Source organism: Nocardioides dokdonensis FR1436 (genome assembly GCF_001653335.1).
GTDB classification, from domain to species: domain Bacteria; phylum Actinomycetota; class Actinomycetes; order Propionibacteriales; family Nocardioidaceae; genus Nocardioides; species Nocardioides dokdonensis.
Genome location: NZ_CP015079.1, coordinates 1,548,243 through 1,567,741, shown reverse-complemented (window position 1 = coordinate 1,567,741; position 19,499 = coordinate 1,548,243). Strand labels below are relative to the sequence as shown.

General features: G+C 73.0%; 19 protein-coding genes and 1 tRNA gene. 5 read left to right on the top strand and 15 right to left on the bottom strand.

Annotated elements, in window-relative coordinates; translation table 11 throughout:
- Nucleotides 1–97 precede the first annotated feature (97 nt).
- On the bottom strand, nt 98–1,537 hold the full coding sequence (locus tag I601_RS07430; RefSeq protein ID WP_068107854.1) for a vWA domain-containing protein: 1,440 nt from the start codon (nt 1,535–1,537) through the stop codon (nt 98–100).
- Nucleotides 1,538–1,542: 5 nt separating this feature from the next.
- Complete coding sequence (locus I601_RS07425; protein ID WP_068107852.1) at nt 1,543–2,436, bottom strand: AAA family ATPase; 894 nt, start codon at nt 2,434–2,436, stop codon at nt 1,543–1,545.
- 210 nt (nt 2,437–2,646) lie between these two features.
- On the opposite strand from I601_RS07425, the gene I601_RS07420 reads away from it, so the two are divergent.
- Nucleotides 2,647–3,015 carry a hypothetical protein gene (locus I601_RS07420; RefSeq protein WP_068107850.1) on the top strand — a complete coding sequence of 123 codons (369 nt, stop codon included), beginning with the start codon at nt 2,647–2,649 and terminating at the stop codon, nt 3,013–3,015.
- 14 nt (nt 3,016–3,029) lie between these two features.
- Here I601_RS07420 and I601_RS07415 read toward each other — a convergent pair whose 3' ends face one another.
- From I601_RS07415 to I601_RS07385, 7 genes are all read right to left on the bottom strand, one after another.
- The gene (locus tag I601_RS07415; protein ID WP_218917771.1) at nt 3,030–3,815 is read right to left on the bottom strand and encodes a crotonase/enoyl-CoA hydratase family protein; all 786 of its coding nucleotides are present in this window, start codon (nt 3,813–3,815) and stop codon (nt 3,030–3,032) included.
- Between the two features lie 5 nt (nt 3,816–3,820).
- Entirely contained in the window at nt 3,821–4,351 is a 531-nt protein-coding gene (locus tag I601_RS07410; RefSeq protein ID WP_068107849.1) for a gamma carbonic anhydrase family protein, read from the bottom strand.
- 93 nt (nt 4,352–4,444) lie between these two features.
- Nucleotides 4,445–4,532, bottom strand: a tRNA-Ser gene (locus I601_RS07405).
- A gap of 63 nt (nt 4,533–4,595) precedes the next feature.
- Nucleotides 4,596–6,836 carry an LUD domain-containing protein gene (locus I601_RS21670; RefSeq protein ID WP_084527301.1) on the bottom strand — a complete coding sequence of 747 codons (2,241 nt, stop codon included), beginning with the start codon at nt 6,834–6,836 and terminating at the stop codon, nt 4,596–4,598.
- On the bottom strand, nt 6,833–7,606 hold the full coding sequence (locus I601_RS07395) for a (Fe-S)-binding protein (RefSeq protein WP_257734974.1): 774 nt from the start codon (nt 7,604–7,606) through the stop codon (nt 6,833–6,835). Before I601_RS07395 ends, I601_RS21670 begins: the two co-directional genes overlap by 4 nt.
- Nucleotides 7,593–8,024, bottom strand: coding sequence for a nucleoside deaminase (locus I601_RS07390; protein WP_068114530.1), 432 nt, complete (start codon nt 8,022–8,024; stop codon nt 7,593–7,595). The genes I601_RS07395 and I601_RS07390 overlap by 14 nt, the downstream gene beginning before the upstream one ends.
- A 26-nt stretch (nt 8,025–8,050) precedes the next feature.
- On the bottom strand, nt 8,051–8,536 hold the full coding sequence (locus tag I601_RS07385; protein WP_068107847.1) for a tRNA adenosine deaminase-associated protein: 486 nt from the start codon (nt 8,534–8,536) through the stop codon (nt 8,051–8,053).
- Nucleotides 8,537–8,675: 139 nt separating this feature from the next.
- On the opposite strand from I601_RS07385, the gene upp reads away from it, so the two are divergent.
- From upp to I601_RS07370, 3 genes are read left to right on the top strand one after another with little or no spacing between them, the layout of a single operon-like run.
- Entirely contained in the window at nt 8,676–9,317 is a 642-nt protein-coding gene (gene upp, locus I601_RS07380) for a uracil phosphoribosyltransferase (protein ID WP_068107846.1), read from the top strand.
- Nucleotides 9,318–9,362: 45 nt separating this feature from the next.
- On the top strand, nt 9,363–10,241 hold the full coding sequence (locus I601_RS07375) for an ABC transporter ATP-binding protein (RefSeq protein ID WP_068107844.1): 879 nt from the start codon (nt 9,363–9,365) through the stop codon (nt 10,239–10,241).
- Entirely contained in the window at nt 10,238–11,446 is a 1,209-nt protein-coding gene (locus I601_RS07370) for an ABC transporter permease (RefSeq protein WP_068107843.1), read from the top strand. Before I601_RS07375 ends, I601_RS07370 begins: the two co-directional genes overlap by 4 nt.
- Nucleotides 11,447–11,543: 97 nt before the next feature.
- Here the strand turns inward: I601_RS07370 and I601_RS07365 are convergent, their stop codons facing one another.
- From I601_RS07365 to I601_RS07340, 6 genes are all read right to left on the bottom strand, one after another.
- Nucleotides 11,544–12,914: an NAD(P)(+) transhydrogenase (Re/Si-specific) subunit beta gene (locus tag I601_RS07365; RefSeq protein ID WP_068107841.1), complete on the bottom strand. Its 1,371-nt coding sequence runs from the start codon at nt 12,912–12,914 to the stop codon at nt 11,544–11,546.
- Complete coding sequence (locus tag I601_RS07360; RefSeq protein WP_068107839.1) at nt 12,914–13,228, bottom strand: NAD(P) transhydrogenase subunit alpha part 2; 315 nt, start codon at nt 13,226–13,228, stop codon at nt 12,914–12,916. The genes I601_RS07365 and I601_RS07360 overlap by 1 nt, the downstream gene beginning before the upstream one ends.
- The gene (locus I601_RS07355) at nt 13,225–14,391 is read right to left on the bottom strand and encodes an NAD(P) transhydrogenase subunit alpha (protein WP_068107837.1); all 1,167 of its coding nucleotides are present in this window, start codon (nt 14,389–14,391) and stop codon (nt 13,225–13,227) included. Before I601_RS07355 ends, I601_RS07360 begins: the two co-directional genes overlap by 4 nt.
- A 37-nt stretch (nt 14,392–14,428) precedes the next feature.
- Nucleotides 14,429–14,995: an RNA 2',3'-cyclic phosphodiesterase gene (gene thpR / locus I601_RS07350; protein WP_068107835.1), complete on the bottom strand. Its 567-nt coding sequence runs from the start codon at nt 14,993–14,995 to the stop codon at nt 14,429–14,431.
- A 161-nt stretch (nt 14,996–15,156) separates the two neighbouring features.
- The gene (locus tag I601_RS07345) at nt 15,157–15,909 is read right to left on the bottom strand and encodes a VIT1/CCC1 transporter family protein (protein ID WP_084527299.1); all 753 of its coding nucleotides are present in this window, start codon (nt 15,907–15,909) and stop codon (nt 15,157–15,159) included.
- A 77-nt stretch (nt 15,910–15,986) separates the two neighbouring features.
- Complete coding sequence (locus I601_RS07340; protein WP_068107833.1) at nt 15,987–17,132, bottom strand: acyl-CoA dehydrogenase family protein; 1,146 nt, start codon at nt 17,130–17,132, stop codon at nt 15,987–15,989.
- 149 nt (nt 17,133–17,281) lie between these two features.
- Between I601_RS07340 and glgX the strand changes: the two genes are divergently transcribed.
- A complete protein-coding gene (gene glgX / locus I601_RS07335; protein WP_068107830.1) occupies nt 17,282–19,498 on the top strand; it encodes a glycogen debranching protein GlgX in 2,217 nt (738 codons plus the stop codon).
- Nucleotide 19,499 lies beyond the last annotated feature (1 nt).

Genomic DNA, 19,499 nt, shown 5'->3' with positions numbered 1-19,499 from the left:
GCCCGTCGGTCGCGGATTCCCCGGGTACCCGGGGAATCCGTAGGCGTGGGGGTGTTGCACCACCCGAACGCCTACGGGTTCACCCCCACGCCTTCGCTCAGAGCAGGTCGTGCACCAGCTCCGAGAGCTGGTTGAGGTTGCGGCACTCCACCATCGGGACCACCTCGCCGTACCGGGTGGCAGCCGAGTCGCCGGTGTCCCAGTGGCGTCGGTGCTCGGGGTTGAGCCACCAGGCGTGCCGGCACTGGTCGGCCAGGTCGCGCAGGGTCTCCAGACCCAGGTCGGAGTAGTTCGACCGGGCGTCGCCGAGCACGAGCAGGGACGTGCGCGGGCCGATGGCGTCGGCGTGCCGCTCGGCGAACTTCTCGATGGCGCGCCCGTAGTTGGTGCGTCCCCACAGCGCCGCGTGCGAGGCGCTGGCCGCGAGGTCGGCCATCACGTCGACGACGTCGGCGCCGGGCTGGAAGTGGTGGGTGACCTCGTGGACGTGGTCGATGAAGGTGAAGGCGCGCACCTTGGTGAACTGCTCGCGCAGCGCGAAGACCAGCAGCAGCGTGAACTGGGCGAAGTTCGCGACGCTGCCCGAGACGTCGCAGAGCACCACGAGCTCGCTGCGGTGCGGGCGCTTGGGCTTGTGGTGGGTGGTCAGCGGCACCCCTCCGGTCGAGACCGAGGCGCGCACGGTACGCCGGAAGTCCAGGGGACCGCGCCGCTGCGCGTGGTGCTCCTGGGTCAGCCGGGTCGCGAGCCGCCGCGCCAGCGGGTAGATCTCGCGCCGCATCTGCTCGAGGTCGGTGCGCCGCATCTGCAGGAAGTCGAGGCGGTCGATGCTGGGGCGCAACGCGACCTGGGCCACGTGGTCGGCGCCCTTCTCCTCCCCGATGCGGCGCCGGGCGTCGGCCTCGACGCTGCGGGTGAAGCCGCCGATGCGCTGGGCCGCACCCCGCTCGGCCTCCTCCTGGCCGCGGCCCTCGGCGAGCAGACCGGCCACGATCCGGTCGACCAGCTCACCGGGCGCGACGCGCTGCAAGGCGGTGTAGGCCGACCACGACGACAGCCCGGGCCCGCGCCCGGGCATCGCGCCGAAGCGGCCCACGACCTCGGCGGCCAGCCGGGCCAGCGCCTGCTCGTCGCCGGCGGCCAGGGCCTCGGCGATCCGTTCGCGCACGTCCGCGAGCGCCGCGGCGTTGTCGCGGACCGTCCCGGGGGGAGCGTCCCGGGCCTCCGCGTCGCCGTCCCTCGTCGCGCCGTCGTCGGCGTCGTCGGGCGCGCCGGCCAGGTGGGTGGCGCCGTCGCCGACGAGGCGCGGGAAGTAGAGGTCGAACAGCGCGTCGAAGGTGGGCCGCTGGGCGTGCTTCTTCACCACCGCGGCGGCGTACCCCTCGCGCACCACGTCGCGGTCGTCCCACGGCAGTGCGGTGAGCACCGCGACCGCGTCGAGGTCCTCAGCCAGGGAGACCGGGAGCCCGGCCGCGCGCAGCGCCTCGAGGAAGGCGATGTGCCGGTCGAGGAGTCCGGAGCGGGCGGGGGTGCTCATCGCACTCAGCGAGCCGCGCCTGCTGTGCGGACCGGGCGGGTCAGCCGCAGCTCCTTGACGGCGCGCTCCTGGTCGGAGACGTGCTTGAGGACCACGCCGAGGGTGGCGTTGACGGCGTCGTCGTCGAGGTCGTCGATCTCCAGGGCGATGAGGGTGCGCGCCCAGTCGATCGACTCCGCGATCGAGGGCGCCTTCTTCAGCTCCAGCTCACGCAGCCGCGCGACCATGTCCACCAGCTGCGCGGCCACGGCCTCCTGGAGCCCGGGCACCTGGGAGAGCACGATCTCGCGCTCGCGCTCGGAGTCGGGGTAGTCCAGGTGCAGGTAGAGGCAGCGGCGCTTGACCGCCTCGGACAGCTCCCGGGTGGCGTTGGAGGTCAGCACCACGAAGGGGCGGCGCACGGCGGTGACGGTGCCCATCTCGGGGATCGTGACCTGGAAGTCGGAGAGCACCTCCAGCAGCAGGCCCTCGACCTCGACGTCGGTCTTGTCGACCTCGTCGATGAGCAGCACGGTCGGCTCCTCGCGGCGGATCGCGGTCAGCAGCGGCCGGGTCAGCAGGAACTCGTCGGTGAAGATGTCGTCGTGGGTCTCGTCCCAGGTGGCGTCGCTGCCCTGGTTGGCCTGGATGCGCAGCAGCTGCTTCTTGTAGTTCCACTCGTAGAGCGCGCGCGCCTCGTCGAGCCCCTCGTAGCACTGCAGCCGCACCAGGTCGGCGCCGCACGAGCGCGCGACGGCCTTGGCCAGCTCGGTCTTCCCGACCCCCGCCGGCCCCTCGATGAGCAGCGGCTTCTCCAGCGCCCCCGCGAGGAACGTCGTCGTCGCGGTGGCTGCGTCGGTGAGGTAGCCGGTCGCGCCGAGGCGGTCGGCGGCGTCGGCGGGAGAGGTGAACCAGCTCATGCCCCCATCCTCACCCACGCCCCCACCACCCCCGACGCCGAGCGGTCACTTCTGCACCACCGAGCGGTCACCTGTGCACCACCGAGCGGTCGATCCTGCACCTCGGCGTACGTCGTGCGGGGTGCGGGAGCGACCGGCGGCGGGTGCGGTGTCGACGGCATGCCGCGACGTCTCCCGTGACCCGGCCGACCGCCGCCTCGTTGAGGGTCCGTGACCGACCGATCGCCCCTCACGCCGCCCGTGGCTCCCCGCGGTGTGCTGCGCGCAGCGCGGGTCCTGCGGGTCGCGCTGGTGACCGCGACGCTGAGCGTCGCGGTCGGGATGCACGTCCAGGCCGCGCCGGGCACCACGTCGGACCGGCTCGACCCGGCAGCACATCTAGACCGGTTGATGGACGACAACCGCTGCTCGACCGTCGGGTTCCTCGACGGGTCGCTGCCCTCGGCGGCACTGCTGCGCACCCCCCGCGGGAAGCTGCGGATGGTCAGCTTCGCTCGCGGTTGGGCCGCCCACGAGGGCCTCCTGCCTGGCACCCTGGTCGCCGTCTGCCTGGGTGCGCACGCCCCGGCCGGCCCCTGACCGACGGCTCGTGCCTAGGTGGGGGTGCCGTGCCGGCCTGCGCCGGCGGCGAAGCGGGCGGCACCGGCGAGCGCACCGGCGGCCAGGGAGGCCCGGCCGTGGCGCAGCTCGTTCGCCAGGGCAGCGTCCTCGTCGAGGCCCTCCTGCTCGAGCACCGAGAGCCGGTCGCCGCGCAGGCACGCCTGTGGCAGCGCGGCCAGCTGGTGGGCCAGCTGCTCCGCCTCGGCGCGGGCGGTGCCGGGCGCGACCAGCCGGTTGACCAGCCCGATCCGTTCGGCCTCCTCGGCGCCGACCTCGCGGCCGGTGAGCACCAGGTCGAGCGCCCTGCTGGTGCCGATGAGCCGGGGTAGGCGCACCGTGCCGCCGTCGATGAGGGGCACGCCCCAGCGTCGGCAGGGCACCCCGAGGACGGCGTCGGCGGCGGCGACGCGCAGGTCGGCCCAGACGGCGAGCTCGAGGCCGCCGGCGACGGCGTACCCCTCGATCGCGGCGACGACCGGCTTGGTCAGCCGCATCCGGGTGGGACCCATCGGTCCGTCGCCGTCGTCGGTGACCTGGTTGCCCCGGTCGGTGCCGACCACCTTGAGGTCGGCGCCGGAGCAGAAGGTGCCGCCGTCGCCCCACAGCACGGCGACGCGCTGGGTGTCATCGGCCTCGAACGCCCCGAACGCCTCGACCAGCGCCGTCGCGGTGGGACCGTCGACGGCGTTGCGGGCGTGTGGTCGGTGCAGCACGACGGTGGTGACCGGGCCGGCGACCTCGACCCGCACGGCCTCGCCGGCGCCAGGACCGGTCGGCACCGGGCTCAGCCGTCGATGCGGTGGGCGGAGGCGGCGTGGTGGCGGGCGAGCTCCTGGTAGCCGGCGGCGTTGTGCTCCACCCACTGCTGCGAGCTGGTGCCCTCGATCGGCTTGACGACCTTGCAGGGGACACCGGCGGCCACGACGCCGGCGGGGATCACGGTGCCCGGCGTGACGACCGAGCCGGCCGCGACGAGCGTGCCCGCGCCGACCCGGGCGCCGTCCAGGAGCGTGGAGCCGTTGCCGATCAGCGCCTGCTCGCCGACCTCGGCGCAGTGCACGACGCAGGCGTGGCCGATGGTGGCGTTCGGCCCGACGACGAGGTGCTCGCCGGGGGCCGCGTGCAGCACCGAGTTGTCCTGCACGTTGGTGCCCTCGCGCACCACGATCGAGCAGACGTCGGCGCGCACGACGGCGCCGTACCAGATGCTGGCGCCCTTCTCGACGCTCACGTCGCCGATCAGGGTCGCGGTGGGGGCCACCCAGGCCTCGGGGTGCACGGTGGGGCGCTTGCCCTCGAACTCGAAGAGGTTCACGGGGCCATCCTGCCCCGTCGGCCCGGGCGAACGACGAAGGCCCGGACCCACAGCTGCGGGTCCGGGCCTTCGCGGATGTCCGGGGACATCCTCTGGCGGTGGCGGTGGGATTTGAACCCACGGTGGGTTGCCCCACACATCATTTCGAGTGATGCACCTTCGGCCTCTCGGACACGCCACCGCCGGTGAATGTACCGGAGCCGCTCGGCCCGGGGGAAATCAGGCCCGGGGGTCGAGGCTCGGCTCAGTCGACCAGCAGCACGTGGAGGCGGCGCGGGCCGTGCACGCCCTCGACCCGGTCGAGCTCGATGTCGCTGGTCGCGGAGGGTCCGCTGATCCAGGTCAGCGCCCGACCCTCGCGCACCGCAGCCGCGAGCCGGTGCACCGCGTCAGGCACGTCCGGGACGACCTGGTCGGCGCGCACCACGCACACGTGCCGGTCGGGGACCAGGCTGAGCGCGCGCCGCCCCTGGCCGGGGCCGTGGTCGAGCACGATCGTGCCGGTCTCGGCGATCCCGACCGTCGCGGTGGTCACCACGGCGTCGACCGCGTCGAGGTCGGCCGCCGTCAGCGCGTCGTCGCGCACCAGCTGGGCCTGGGCGGCCAGCCGGGAGAGCAGGTCCTCACCCAGCCCGTCCGGTACGACGACCCGGTCGGTGGGCGCGAAGAGCCCCGCCAGGTGGTCGGCCAGGTCGGCGGCCGCGACCCGCTCCACCACGGCCCGGTAGTCCGCGACCCGGTCGGCGAAGAGGTCGAGCACCTGGCTGGCGTCGCCGTGCCGCATCCGCGGCGCCTCGACCGGGGTCGGCGTCGGCTCCACCTCGGCCAGCGCGGCCCGGACCCGGCCCAGGATCTCCTCACGCGCGGCCGACGCACGGGGTGCGACGGCGGGTGCTGCGGCGGCGGGTGAGCGGTGGGCTGGCAACCGTTCGGCGACCGGGTCCGGTTGCTGGCTCACCGCCCCGGCCGCCCCACGCCCCTGGACCTCGCCACCCTCGGTGCGCCCACCGTCGGTGCGGGCCCACCAGGCGCGGAACGACTCGGCGGGCGGGGTGGGGAGGTCGCGGGCACCGGTCCAGGCGGCGGCGCCCGGCCCGGGCAGACGTCCTACGCCCGACCGCCCGCCGGGGAGCGTCGTACGCGAGAGGCGGGAGAGGACCCGCCCCGACAGTCCGGCGGCCTTCTCCACCCGACCCAGCCGGGAGGCGTCCGCGAACGCCCAGCCGGCGGCTCGCATGGCCAGCGCCTCGGCGCTCGGGAGCCGGTCGCCGCGGTGCGCGTCGACGACCTCGCTGCGCAGGTGCACCAGCACCTCGGGGATGTCGATGCGGACCGGGCAGGCCTCGAAGCAGGCGCCGCACAGCGTCGAGGCGTAGGGCAGCGAGTCGGTCTGCTCGTCACCGGTCCCGTGCAGCAGCGGGTTGAGGATCGCCCCGATCGGGCCGGGGTAGACCGAGCCGTAGGCGTGCCCGCCGGTGCGCTCGTAGACCGGGCAGACGTTGAGGCAGGCCGAGCAGCGGATGCAGCGCAGCGCCTGGCGGCCGGTGTCGTCGGCCAGGGCGCGGGTGCGGCCGTTGTCGAGGAGCACCACGTGCACCTCCTGCGGCCCGTCGCCGGGCGTGCGCCCGGACCAGGTGGAGGTGTAGGGGTTCATCCGCTCACCGGTCGCGGAGCGCGGCAGCAGCCGCAGCAGCGGGTCCAGCTCGCCCCAGGTCGGCACCACCTTCTCGATGCCCACCACGCTGATGAGCACCTCGGGCAGGGTCAGGCACATGCGGCCGTTGCCCTCCGACTCCACCACCACCAGCGTCCCGGTCTCCGCGACCGCGAAGTTCGCGCCCGAGACGCCCACGCGGGCCCGCAGGAACTTCTCGCGCAGGTGCTCGCGCGCGGCGCCGGCCAGGACGGCAGGGTCGTCGGTGAGGTCGGCCGGGGCGGGGCGGCCCACGTCGGCCATCCGACGCAGGAAGATCTCACGGATCTCCGCGCGGTTGCGGTGGATCGCCGGCACCAGGATGTGGCTGGGCAGGTCCTCGCCGAGCTGCACGATCAGCTCGGCCAGGTCGGTCTCCCAGGCCGCGACGCCCTCCGCCTCGAGGGCCTCGTTGAGGCCGATCTCCTGGGTGGCCATCGACTTGACCTTGACGACCTCGTCGGCCCCGTGGGCCCGGGCGACCTCGGCCACGACCGCGTTCGCCTCGGCGGCGTCGCGGGCCCAGTGCACGACGGCACCGGCCGCGGTGAGGGTGCGTTCGAGGGTCTCCAGGTGGGTGGCCAGGTCGTCCAGCGCACGCTGCTTGACCGCGGCCCCGGCCAGGCGCAGGTCCTCCCAGATCCCGGCGTGCTCGAGCTCGGCCACCACCCCGGCTCGCTTGGCGCGGATCACCCCGGTCGCGTGCGCCAGGTTGTGGCGCAGCTGGGTGTCGCCGAGCGCCGCCCGCGCGGCCTCGGGGAAGGCAGGCATGCCGACGAAGGTGCGGCTCACGGGCCCTCCTCCGTGCTGGCCAGGATCTCGGCCAGGTGCACCACCCGGACCCCCGAGCGCTGCCGCGACAGGACTCCCCCGATGTGCATCAGGCAGCTGTTGTCGCCGGCGACGAGCACCTCCGCGCCGCTCGCGCGCACGTGGCGCGCCTTGTCGGCGCCCATCGCGACCGAGGTGTCGGCGTTCTTCACCGCGAACGTGCCGCCGAAGCCGCAGCACTCCTCCGCGCCCGGCAGCGCGCGCAGCCGCAGCCCGCGCACCGCCTGCAGCAGCCGGGTCGGGCGGTCCCCCACACCGAGCATCCGCAGCGAGTGGCAGGTCGGGTGGTAGGTCACGGTGTGCGGGAAGTACGCGCCGACGTCGACCACGCCGAGCACGTCGACGAGGAGCTCGCTGAGCTCGTACGTCGGCGGCGCGGCCGCGACGGCCCCGACCAGGCCCGGGTCCCGACCGCTCGCCGCGGCCCGGCTTGCCACGAGCGCGTGCTGGTGGCGCGCCGACCCGGCACACGACCCGCTCGGGGTGACGATCGCGTCGTACCCGGCGAAGGCGTCGACGTAGGTGCGCACCACCGGCACGGCCTCGTCGAGGTAGCCGGTGTTGACCATCGGCTGGGCGCAGCAGGTCTGGGCCTGCGGGAAGTCGACCTCGACGCCCAGGCGGCGCAGCAGCCGCACGACGGCCTTGCCGGTCTCGGGGAACATCGCGTCGTTGACGCAGGTCACGCTCAGCGCCACCCGCAGCCCGGAGGCGCGCTCAGCGGTGCCCACGGAAGAACTCCTCGAGCAGCGCGGCCGACTCCGCGGCCAGCACCCCGGCGACCACCTCGGGCCGGTGGTTGAGCCTGCGGTCCCGCACGACGTCCCACAGGCTGCCCACGGCACCGGCCTTGTCGTCGTAGGCGCCGAAGACCACGCGCTCGACACGGCTGAGCACCGCGGCGCCGGCGCACATCGTGCACGGCTCGAGGGTGACGACGAGGGTGCAGCCCTCGAGCCGCCACTCGCCACGGGCGCGGGCGGCCTCGCGCAGCGCCACCACCTCGGCGTGCCCGGTCGGGTCGCCCTCGGCCTCACGCACGTTGCGCCCGCGCCCGATCACGGCGCCGTCCACGTCGACGACGACGGCGCCGATGGGCACGTCACCGGTGCCGACCGCGGCGCGCGCCTCGTCGAGCGCGGACCGCATCGGCTGGAGCCAGGTCGAGGCCGTGCTCACGCCGAGGTGAGGCCGACCACGTCGTCGAAGAGCTCGCCGAAGCCGATCCGGCGCGCCACCTCCGAGAGCAGCTCGTCGGGGTAGAGGTCCTCGTCGTCGATGAGCTCGGCCATCGTGGCGGCGGGGACGCCGAGGTCGGCGAGCAGGCCGACCTCGCCGGCCGGCTCGGGCTCGTCGTCGTCCTCGGGGTCGGGCAGGCGCAGGAAGTCCAGCACCGAGGCGGCCAGCTCCCACTCGTCCGCGGCGGTCACGTCGGAGAGCAGCAGCCTCGTGCTGGTCCCGGCGACCCGGACGATCACGAAGAAGTCCTCGTCGATCGCGACCAGACCCAGGGTGCCGGTGTCACCGGGGAAGCGACGCAGCGCCGCGGACAGCACGTCGACGTCCTCGAGGTGGTCGTGGGTCAGCTCGGCGACCACCCACTCCCCGTCCGTGCGGTAGGCAGCGAGCGCGAAGTCGACATCGTCGATCTGGTCGGCCATGAGCCACCTTCCGGTGTACGAACGAACCACGCTGCGGCACGGGTGTGCGACCACCCCAGAGTGGCAGACGGCAGTGGCTCGGGGCCAGCCCCGTTCCCGCGCTGACCTCCCCGGGCGGGTCCGCACTAGGGTGGCGCCCATGCGCACCCACGTCGTGGACCACCCTCTCGTCACCCACAAGCTCACCACGCTGCGGGAGGAGAGCACCGACTCCCCGACGTTCCGGGCGCTCACCGACGAGCTGGTCACGCTGCTGGCCTACGAGGCGACCCGCGACGTGCGCGTCACGACCGTCGAGATCCAGACCCCCGTCTCCGCCGCGACCGGCGTGCGCCTGGCCTCGCCGAAGCCCCTGGTGGTGCCGATCCTGCGCGCCGGGCTCGGCATGCTCGACGGGATGATGCGCCTGCTGCCCACCGCCGAGGTCGGCTTCCTGGGCATGGTGCGCAACGAGGAGACGCTCGAGGCGTCGACGTACGCCGAGCGGCTGCCCGACGACCTGTCCGGGCGCCAGTGCTACGTCCTCGACCCGATGCTGGCCACCGGCGGCACCCTCGCCGCGGCGATCCGCTTCCTCACCGACCGCGGCGCCGACCACATCACCGCGATCTGCCTGCTCGCCGCCCCCGAGGGCTGCGAGCGGCTCGCGGCCGACCTCGAGAACATCGACGTGCCGGTCACCATCGTGACCGCCGCGATGGACGAGCGGCTCAACGAGAAGGGCTACATCGTCCCCGGCCTCGGTGACGCCGGCGACCGCCTGTACGGCGTGGCTCACTGAGGGGGTTCAAGCACCCTTCCTCACCCATCCTTTACCCTCGGGGGCATGCTCTCGGCCCACGCACTGACCCGCGACTTCAGTGAGCGGCGCGCCGTCGACGGGGTCGACCTGATCGTCCGTCCCGGCCGCATCACCGGCTTCGTCGGCGCCAACGGCGCCGGCAAGACCACGACGATGCGGATGCTGATGGGGGTGCTGGGCGCCACCTCGGGCGAGGTGCACTGGCAGGGACGACCCGCGACCGTCGAGGACCGGCGCAGCTTCGGCTACATGCCCGAGGAGCGGGGCCTCTACCCCCGGATGACGCTCGTCGACCAGCTCGCCTTCTTCGCCCGCCTGCACGGCGCGTCCGCCCGCTCCGCCCGGGCCCGGGCGCTCGAGCTGCTCGGTTTCTTCGACCTCGGCGACCGCGCCGACGACCTGCTCGACAGCCTGTCGCTGGGCAACCAGCAGCGGGTCCAGATCGCTGCGGCGCTGGTGCACCGCCCGACCGCCCTGGTGCTCGACGAGCCGTTCAGCGGGCTCGACCCGCACGCCGTCGACGCCATGCTCGAGCTGCTCCAGCGCGAGGCCGGCGACGTACCGGTCCTCTTCTCCAGCCACCAGCTCGACCTGGTCGAGCGGATCTGCGACGACCTCGTGGTGCTCGCCGGGGGACGCGTGGTGAGCGCCGGGACGGTCGACGAGCTGCGCTCACAGGGTGCGGAGAGCTATCGCGTCGAGGTGGCCGGCCACGACGCCGGCTGGGTAAAGGGGCTCGACGGCGTCCTGGTGCAGGAGATCGACGGCCCGGTGGCCACCCTGAGCCTCGCCGGGCTGCCGGCCGACGACCTGGTCGCGAGCCTCGCCTCCCGCGGCGCGGTCCTCGAGGTCGCCCGCGTGCGGCCGTCCCTGTCCGAGATCTTCCGGGAGGCCACCCGATGAGCACCACCATCACGACGTCCGGCACGTCGTCCAGCAACCGGCACGTGTGGCGCGCGGTCGCCGCCCGCGAGATCAGCACCCAGGCCCGCAGCAAGACGTTCCTGCTCAGCGCCGGCTTCCTGGCCGCCGGGCTCGTGGCGCTGATCGTCGTGCTCAGCATCGTCTCCGGGCGCGAGACGACCCGCCAAGTCGCAGTCGTCGACGAGCTCGGCGCAGCCGCGGTGACGCAGGCGGCGCCGATGGCCCGCGACCTCGACGACGGGCTGACCCTCGAGGCCACCCGATCCTCCTCGGCGGACGAGGCCGAGCAGGCGGTGCGCGACCACGACGTCGACCTGGCGCTGCTGCCCACCGCCGCGGGCGGCTACGAGCTGGTCGGTGACGACGACCTCGCGGGCGCCGCCGCGCAGGCACTCACCGCGGCCACCACCGACCTGCTCACCCGGCGCAACGCCGACCAGCAGGACGTCGACCTCGACGCGCTGGCCCGCGGCGTCCAGGTCGACGAGCGGCTGCTCGACCCCGGCCCCGACGACGCCGGGCTGCGCGAGGCCGCCGCGCTCGTCCTCGTGGTGCTCTTCTTCGTCACCGCCATCACCTTCGGCATGGCGATGGCCGCCACCGTGACGCAGGAGAAGGAGAGCCGGGTGGTGGAGATCCTGGCCGCCGCCGTGCCGATCCGGGCCCTGCTGTGGGGCAAGGTCGTGGGCACCAGCGTGCTCGCCCTCGCCCAGACCCTGCTGCTGGTGGCCATCGGGGTGGCCGCTCTGCTGGTCACCGGGCAGGGCGACGCGCTGGGCGTGCTCGGCGGCGCCATCGCCTGGTACGTCGTCTTCTTCGTGCTCGGCTTCGTGACCCTGGCCAGCCTGTGGTCGGTCGCCGGGTCGCTGGCCGGGCGCCAGCAGGACCTCCAGGGCACCACTGCCCCGCTGCAGGTGCTGCTGATGGCGCCCTACTTCGTGTCGATCATGGCCGGCGAGAGCGTGCAGACCGTCTTCTCGATGCTGCCGGTGGTCAGCACGATGGTGATGCCGGCCCGCCTGGCCCAGGGCCCGGTGCCCGGCTGGCAGCTGGCGCTGGCGGTCGGGCTCACCGTGCTCGCCGCGGTCCTGCTGGTGCGGGTCTCCGCCCGTGTCTACGAGCGCACCCTGCTGCAGACCGACCGCCGGATCTCGTTCGCCGAGGCGTTGCGGCAGGCGCGCTGAGCGCGCCCGGACGTCATGGGGACGGGACGTCCGTGCCCGCGCGACGGGAGGCACCCGGGTGTCGGCTCATCGGCCGGCTCCGGGCGACGAACCCGGCTCACACCGCCTTGAGCGCCGCCAGCAGCTTGCCCAGGGTGTCCTTGGCGTCGCCGAACAGCAGGGTGGTGCGGGGGTCGAAGAGCAGCTCGTTCTCGATCCCGGCGAACCCGGGGCGCATCGATCGCTTGAGGAACACCACCTGCCGCGCCTGGTCGACGTCGAGGATCGGCATCCCGTAGATCGGCGCCGACGGCGTCGTGCGCGCGGCGGGGTTCACCACGTCGTTGGCCCCGACCACGAGCACCACGTCGGTCTGCTTGAAGTCGCCGTTGATGTCGTCCATCTCGGCGAGCTGCTCGTAGGGCACTTGCGCCTCGGCGAGCAGCACGTTCATGTGCCCGGGCATCCGACCCGCCACGGGGTGGATGGCGTAGTCGACCTTCGTGCCGCGGGCGAGCAGCACCTCGACGAGCTCGCGCAGCGTGTGCTGCGCCTGGGCCACGGCGAGTCCGTATCCGGGCACGACGATGACCCGCTCGGCGTACGCCAGCAGGATCGCGATGTCCGCAGGTCCCGCGGAGCGCACCGGTCGGTCGGAGGCCTCGCCGGCCCCGAGCGTCGAGCCGCCGCGCAGGGCGCCGAAGAGGATGTTGGCCACCGAGCGGCCCATCGCCCCGGCCATCAAGAGGGTCAGGAAGGTGCCGGCCGCGCCGACCAGCGTGCCCGCGACGAGCAGCACGACGTTGCCGAGCACGTAGCCGCCCGCGGCCACGCTCAGCCCGGTGAAGGCGTTGAGCAGCGAGATCACGATCGGTACGTCGGCCCCGCCGACGGGCAGCACGAGCAGCACCCCGAGCCCCAGTCCGACCAGCCCCAGGAGGACGCCGAGGGCGAGCGAGGCGTCGAGGACCACCAGCACCGAGAGGGCGACCGCGGCCAGCAGCGCACCGCCGAAGGCCACCGGCAGTCCCGGGAACAGCACCGGGCGGGAGGTCATCAGCTCCTGGAGCTTGGCGAAGGTGATCGCCGAGCCCGAGAACGACACCGAGCCGACCACGACGGTGAAGGCCGTCGCGACCAGGTCGAAGGCGGGGGTGGCGGCACCCATGTGCTGCAGCTCGAGCAGCGCGACGAGGGCCGCCGCGCCACCGCCGACACCGTTGAACAACGCCACCATCTGCGGCATCTGGGTCATCTGCACCCGCTGGGCACCGATGAGGCCCACCACCGAGCCGAGCGCGATCGCGGCCAGCATCAGCGGGACGTGGTCGAGGTCGAGGTAGATGAACGGCACCGACACCGCGACGACGGCCGCACCGGCGCCCACGAGGTTGCCCAGGCGGGCTGTCCGCGGGCCGGAGAGCCCCTTGAGCGCGAGGATGAAGCAGACCGCGCACCCCAGGTAGACCAGCTGGACCCAGGTCGGCATCAAGGCTCCGTCCGCTCGGCGTCGCGCGGGCGGGGCTTGCGCCGCCCGAACATCTGCAGCATCCGGTCGGTGACGACGAAGCCACCGACCATGTTGATCGCGGCCAGCACGATCGCGACCAGCCCGACGACGATCGCGAGGGTCGACTCGGCGGTGCCCGTGACGATCACCGCGCCGAGCAGGATGATCCCGTGGATCGCGTTCGCACCCGACATCAGCGGCGTGTGCAGCGTCGAGGAGACCTTCGAGATCACCTCGATGCCCACGAACACGCTGAGCACGAAGATGGTCAGCCAGACGACGCCCTCGCTCATGCGCCAGCTCCTTCGCTCGGACCCTCGAGGAGCACCCGGGTCGGCTCGTGCCGGATCACGCCGGCGTGGGTCACGCAGGCCCCGGCCAGGATCTCGTCGTCGAGGTCGAGCGACAGCGCCCCCGAAGGCGCGCCGTCGGCGCCGTCGGAGGAGTCGGTGAGCAGCGTGACGAGGTGGACGAGGTTCTGCGCGTAGAGGCGCGAGGCCGGGCCCGGCATCTGCGCGGGCACGTTGCGACCGCCCCAGACCTGGGCGTGCCCGATCCGCACGACCTCACCGGCCACGACGCCCTCGACGTTGCCGCCGGAGTCGGCGGCCAGGTCGACCACGACCGAGCCGGGGCGCATCTGCTCGACCATCGAGCGGGTCACCAGCACGGGGGCGGTGCGGCCGGGCACGGCGGCGGTGGTGATGAGTCCGTCGGCGGCGGCGACGTACGGCGCCAGCAGCTCGCGCTGGAGCTGCGCCCGCTCCTCGCCCATCTCCCGGGCGTAGCCGCCGGCGCCGTCGAGGGTCGGCAGGTCGAGCTCGATCGCGACCGCGCCCATCGAGCGGATCTCCTCGGCCGCGGCGGCCCGCACGTCGTAGGCCCGGACCACGGCGCCGAGGCGCTTGGCCGTGGCGATCGCCTGGAGGCCGGCCACGCCGGCGCCGAGGACCACGATCTGCGCGGGCGGCACCGTGCCGGCCGCGGTCATGTTGAGGGGGAAGAAGCGTCGCAGCAGGCCGGCGCAGACGATGGCGCTGCGGTAGCCGGCCACCAGCGACTGAGAGGACAGCGCGTCCATCGACTGGGCGCGCGAGATCCGCGGCACCAGCTCCATCGCCAGGCTGGTGATGCCGAGGTCGCGCAGGTCGCGGACCAGGTCGGTCTCGAGGCCGGTCGGGAGGAACGACACGGTGACCGCACCCTCCGGCAGCCGCCGGGCGCTCTCCCGGTCCAGCGGCTGCACGGAGAGCACGAGCTCGGCGTCGGGCAGCGGGTCGGCGACCACGGTGGCGCCGGCCTCGGCGTACTCCGTGTCCTCGATCAGCGCCGCCCGACCGGCATCGGTCTCGACGACGACCTCGTGGCCCAGCGCGGTGAGGCGCGCGACCAGCTCGGGCACCATGGCCACTCGTGCCTCGGCCTCACGCGTCTCGCGGACGACTGCGATCCTCACGCTGGTCAACCTAGGCGAGATCGTCGACGCCCGCTCGTCACGCGCCGGGACCGAGCCCGACGCGTGCGAGCGTCTCGTGGCGGGGCCGGTGTTGCGGCCCCTCCCCCAGGTGCGACTCGACCAGCGCGATGCTGTCGCCCGTCCACGCCGGCCCCCGGTAGCCGTCCAGCAGCCGCACCCAGTCGTCAACGGGGGCGGCCCGGCCCAGGCGGGCCACCGTCAGGTGCGGGCGGAACCGCTGCCCGTCGACCCGTGCCCCGCTCACCGCCCCGGCCGTGCGGCAGCCGATCGCCAGCAGGTCCAGCCCCCCGCGGTCCTCGACCTCCAGCCCGGCCCACAGCACCCGGGCCGCGGAGGGGTCCGGGAAGGCGCCCCCGCCGGCCACCCGCGCCCGGACCGGCGTACGCCGCGCGGCGGCGCCCTGCAGCCGCTCGAGCAGCTCGTCGAGACGCCACTCCTCGACGTCGCCGAAGAAGGCCAGCGTGACGTGCAGGTGCTCGGCCGCGCTCCACCGGAAGGGCGCCGCGGCTCGGCGCACCTCGAGGAACCCGTCGAGGTGCTCGACGGCCTCGGGCGAGGGGATCAGCGCGGCGAACAGACGCACGTCCCGACCCTAGCCACCCACCAGCCCGCGACCCGGCCCAGATATCGCGCCCACTCGGCGCAAATGTTCCGCCGAGTCGGCGCACAGCGACTCCGACGCTCGTCGTCCAGGGCCGGGTCAGCGCGACATCTGGGCCGGGTCAGCGCGACATCTGGGCCGGGTCAGCCGATCTGGGTGCCGAGCAGGGAACCGATGAGGAAGGTCACGGCCATGGCGAACAGGCCCCCGCCGACGTTGCGCAGCACGGCGCGACCGGGGGGGCCGTAGCCGAGCTTGGCGCTGGCGTAGCCGGTGAGGGCCAGGGCGAGGGCGACCGCGCCCATCGTGACGCCGACGCGCAGGTCGGCGACCACCAGCAGGATCGTCAGCAGCGGGAGCAGCGCACCGAGCGTGAAGGAGAGCATCGAGGCCCAGGCCGCGTGCCACGGGCTGGTCAGGTCGTCGGGGTCGATGCCGAGCTCGGCCTCGGCGTGCGCGCCGAGCGCGTCGTGCTCGGTGAGCTGCTGCGCGACCTGGAGGGCGAGGTCCTCGTCGAGACCCTTGCCGACGTAGATCGCGGCGAGCTCGGCGAGCTCCTCCTCGGGCTGCTCCTCGAGCTCGCGGCGCTCCTTGTCGAGCAGCGCCTGCTCGGAGTCGCTCTGGGTGCTGACCGAGACGTACTCGCCGGCGCCCATGCTCAGCGCCCCGGCCACCACGGCGGCCACCCCGGCGATCAGGATGGCGTTGCGGTCGGTGGTGGCACCCGCGACACCGACGACGACGCCCGCGGTCGAGACGATCCCGTCGTTGGCGCCCAGCACCGCGGCGCGCAACCAGTTGAGCCGGGCGTTGATGCCGCTGGCGTGCGGCTCGTCGCCGTGCTGGCCCACCTCGATCGGCTCGAGGTCGAGATCGGGACGCAGCTCGGGGGTCATGGGGCCATCATCGACGGCCCCACGACCCCCTGCAACGAAGGTGAGGCTGGGCTCAGAGGCCCAGCTCACAGACCGGCTCACAAACCCAGGTCGCGCCCGATGAGCTCCTTCATGATCTCGTTCGAGCCGGCCCAGATCTTCGAGACCCGGGCGTCGCGCCAGGCACGCGCGACGCGGTACTCGTTCATGAAGCCGTAGCCGCCGTGGAGCTGCACGCAGTGGTCGAGCACGTCGTTCTGCACCTGGCTGCTCCACCACTTGGCCTTGGCGGCGTCGACGGGGGTGAGCTCACCCTGGTCGTGGGCGAGGACGCACTGGTCGACGAACGCCTCGGTCACCTCGATCGAGGTGAACATCTCGGCCAGCAGGAACTTGTTGTGCTGGAACTGCCCGATCGACTGGCCGAACGCCTTGCGGTCCTTGGTGTACTGCAGCGTCTCGATGAGGATCTGCTTGGCGTGGTGCACGTTGGAGATCGCGCAGCCCAGTCGTTCCTGGGGCAGCTTCTGCATCATCGCGATGAAGCCGCCACCGAGCTCGCCGACCACGTGGTCGTCGCCGAGGCGCACGTTCTCGAAGAAGAGCTCGGCGGTGTCGGACTCGTCCTGGCCGACCTTGTCGAGCTTGCGGCCGCGGCTGAAGCCGGGCGCGTCGGCGGGGATCGCGAAGAGCGTGATGCCACGCGCACCCTTCTCCGGGTCGGTGCGGACCGCGGTGAGGACCAGGTCGGCGGAGTAGCCGTTGGTGATGAAGGTCTTCGAGCCGTTGATCACCCACTGGTCGCCGTCGCGCACCGCGGTGGTCTTCAGCGCGGCGAGGTCGGACCCGCCGGAGGGCTCGGTCATGCCGATGGCGAGCAGGATCTCGCCGGCGGCGACGCCGGGCAGCCAGCGCTGCTTCTGCTCCTCGGTGCCGAGCTCGACGAGGTACGGCGCGGTGATGTCGGCGTGGATGCCCCAGCACGACCCCAGCGCGGCGTTGACCTTGGAGAACTCCTCGGCGGCCACGGCGTTGAACCGGTAGTCGCCGGCGCCGGCGCCGCCGTACTCCTCGGGGATCTCCAGCCCCAGGAAGCCCTGCTTGCCGGCCTCCAGCCAGAACTCGCGCGGCAGCGCCTTGTCGGCAGCGTGCTGCTCGACGTCCGGGATCACCGACCGCTCGAGGAAGGCGCGCACCGATGCGCGGAAGGATTCATGGTCCTCGTCGTAGATGCTCCGCTTCATGGCCCCCATGCTACCGGCGAGTAGGTCGCATGGGGAGGGGTGAGCCCGGGTAGGCCCCCCTGAGGGTGGACAGACGCACCGCACGACCGTGCTTTGATCGTTCCAACCCGCACGCCGACGACGCGCACCACACGAGGGAGCAGCAGCACATGGAGACCTGGCCCGGCACCGCCTACCCGCTCGGAGCGACGTTCGACGGGAGCGGCACCAACTTCGCGCTCTTCAGCGAGGTCGCCGACAAGGTGGTGCTCTGCCTCTTCGACGACGACCCGGAGAGCCTCGACGCCCCGCTGGTCGAGACGTGCGTGGAGCTGCAGGAGGTCGACGCGCACGTGTGGCACTGCTACCTGCCGACCATCCAGCCCGGCCAGCGCTACGGCTACCGGGTGCACGGGCCGTGGGACCCCGACCAGGGCCTGCGCTGCAACCCCAGCAAGCTGCTGCTCGACCCCTACGCCAAGGCCACCTGGCGCGAGATCGACTGGGACCCCAGCCTCTTCGCCTACACCTTCGGCGACGAGGACTCCCGCAACGACGACGACTCCGCGGCGCACATGACCCTCGGGGTCGTGATCAACCCCTTCTTCGACTGGGAGGGCGACCGCAGCCCGGGCATCGACTACAACGACACGGTCGTCTACGAGGCCCACGTCAAGGGCCTGACCCAGCTGCACCCCGACGTGCCCGAGGAGCTGCGCGGCACCTACGCCGGCGTCGCGCACCCGTCCGTCATCGAGCACCTGCAGAAGATCGGCGTCACCGCGATCGAGCTGATGCCCGTGCACCAGTTCGTCCAGGACAACACGCTGCTGGAGAAGGGCCTGCGCAACTACTGGGGCTACAACACCCTGGCCTTCCTGGCCCCGCACGCCGACTACTCCGCCAGCGCGCACTCCGACACCGGCCGCGGCCAGCAGGTCCAGGAGTTCAAGGCGATGGTCAAGGCGATGCACGCCGCCGGCATCGAGGTGATCCTCGACGTGGTCTACAACCACACCGCGGAGGGCAACCACCTCGGTCCGACCCTGAGCTTCAAGGGCATCGACAACCAGGCCTACTACCGCCTCGTCGAGGACGACCCGCGCTACTACATGGACTACACCGGCACCGGGAACACGCTCAACGTGCGGCACCCGCACTCGCTGCAGCTCATCATGGACTCGCTGCGCTACTGGGTCACCGAGATGCACGTCGACGGCTTCCGCTTCGACCTCGCCTCCGCGTTGGCGCGCGAGTTCTACGAGGTCGACCGGCTCGCGACCTTCTTCGAGCTCGTCCAGCAGGACCCGGTCGTCAGCCAGGTCAAGCTGATCGCCGAGCCCTGGGACGTCGGGCCCGGTGGCTACCAGGTGGGTGGCTTCCCGCCGCAGTGGACCGAGTGGAACGGCGCCTACCGCGACACGGTGCGCGACTTCTGGCGCGGCGAGCCGTCGCTGGGCGAGTTCGCGAGCCGGCTCTCGGGCTCCTCGGACCTCTACGAGGACTCCGGCCGGCGTCCGTTCGCCAGCATCAACTTCGTCACCGCCCACGACGGGTTCACGCTGCGCGACCTGGTCTCCTACAACGAGAAGCACAACGACGCGAACGGCGAGGACAACAACGACGGCGAGAGCCACAACCGCTCCTGGAACCACGGCGCGGAGGGGCCCACCGACGACCCCGAGGTGCTCGAGCTGCGCGCCCGCGCCCAGCGCAACCTGATCACCACGCTGCTGCTCAGCCAGGGCGTGCCGATGCTGCTGCACGGTGACGAGGCGGGGCGGACCCAGAACGGCAACAACAACACCTACGCCCAGGACTCCGAGATCGCCTGGATGCACTGGGACCGCCTGGACCTGCCGCTGGTGGAGTTCACCGCGGCCGTCTCCCGGCTGCGCGCCGAGCACCCCACCTTCCGCCGCAAGCGCTTCTTCACCGGCCACACGGTGCGCACCGGACCCGAGGGGGCCGAGCGGCTCAACGACATCGTGTGGCTGCACCCCGAGGGGCGCCCGATGGAGGACGGCGACTGGGAGGGCGAGGACCGGGTGCTGGGGATGTACCTCAACGGTCACGGCATCGCCGGGCGCGACCCGCGTGGCCAGGTCATCGAGGACGACCACTTCCTGCTCTACTTCAATGCCGCCGACTTCGACGTCGAGGTGACGCTGCCGCCCGAGGAGTACGCCGCGGGCTGGCGGGTCGCGATCGACACCGCCGGCGACGGCGAGGACACCGAGCGCCGCGGGGCGGGCAGCACCACCACCCTGGCCTCGCGCAGCGTCCTGGTGCTCCAGGAGTACGCCGCACCGGAGGCCGAGGTGGACCACTCCGTGGCCGCCTCGATCGCCGCCCAGGCGCAGACCGCGAGCGGCGAGGAGGACTGAG

What these genes read in the sequence shown, in the direction of transcription:
- I601_RS07430 (WP_068107854.1), bottom strand. Translation starts at nt 1,537, where the DNA reads ATGAGCACCCCCGCCCGCTCCGGACTCCTCGACCGGCACATCGCCTTC.
- I601_RS07425 (WP_068107852.1), bottom strand. Translation starts at nt 2,436, where the DNA reads ATGAGCTGGTTCACCTCTCCCGCCGACGCCGCCGACCGCCTCGGCGCG.
- I601_RS07390 (WP_068114530.1), bottom strand. Translation starts at nt 8,024, where the DNA reads ATGCGGTCCGCGCTCGACGAGGCGCGCGCCGCGGTCGGCACCGGTGAC.
- I601_RS07385 (WP_068107847.1), bottom strand. Translation starts at nt 8,536, where the DNA reads ATGGCCGACCAGATCGACGATGTCGACTTCGCGCTCGCTGCCTACCGC.
- upp (WP_068107846.1), top strand. Translation starts at nt 8,676, where the DNA reads ATGCGCACCCACGTCGTGGACCACCCTCTCGTCACCCACAAGCTCACC.
- I601_RS07375 (WP_068107844.1), top strand. Translation starts at nt 9,363, where the DNA reads ATGCTCTCGGCCCACGCACTGACCCGCGACTTCAGTGAGCGGCGCGCC.
- I601_RS07370 (WP_068107843.1), top strand. Translation starts at nt 10,238, where the DNA reads ATGAGCACCACCATCACGACGTCCGGCACGTCGTCCAGCAACCGGCAC.
- I601_RS07365 (WP_068107841.1), bottom strand. Translation starts at nt 12,914, where the DNA reads ATGCCGACCTGGGTCCAGCTGGTCTACCTGGGGTGCGCGGTCTGCTTC.
- I601_RS07360 (WP_068107839.1), bottom strand. Translation starts at nt 13,228, where the DNA reads ATGAGCGAGGGCGTCGTCTGGCTGACCATCTTCGTGCTCAGCGTGTTC.
- I601_RS07345 (WP_084527299.1), bottom strand. Translation starts at nt 15,909, where the DNA reads ATGACCCCCGAGCTGCGTCCCGATCTCGACCTCGAGCCGATCGAGGTG.
- I601_RS07340 (WP_068107833.1), bottom strand. Translation starts at nt 17,132, where the DNA reads ATGAAGCGGAGCATCTACGACGAGGACCATGAATCCTTCCGCGCATCG.
- glgX (WP_068107830.1), top strand. Translation starts at nt 17,282, where the DNA reads ATGGAGACCTGGCCCGGCACCGCCTACCCGCTCGGAGCGACGTTCGAC.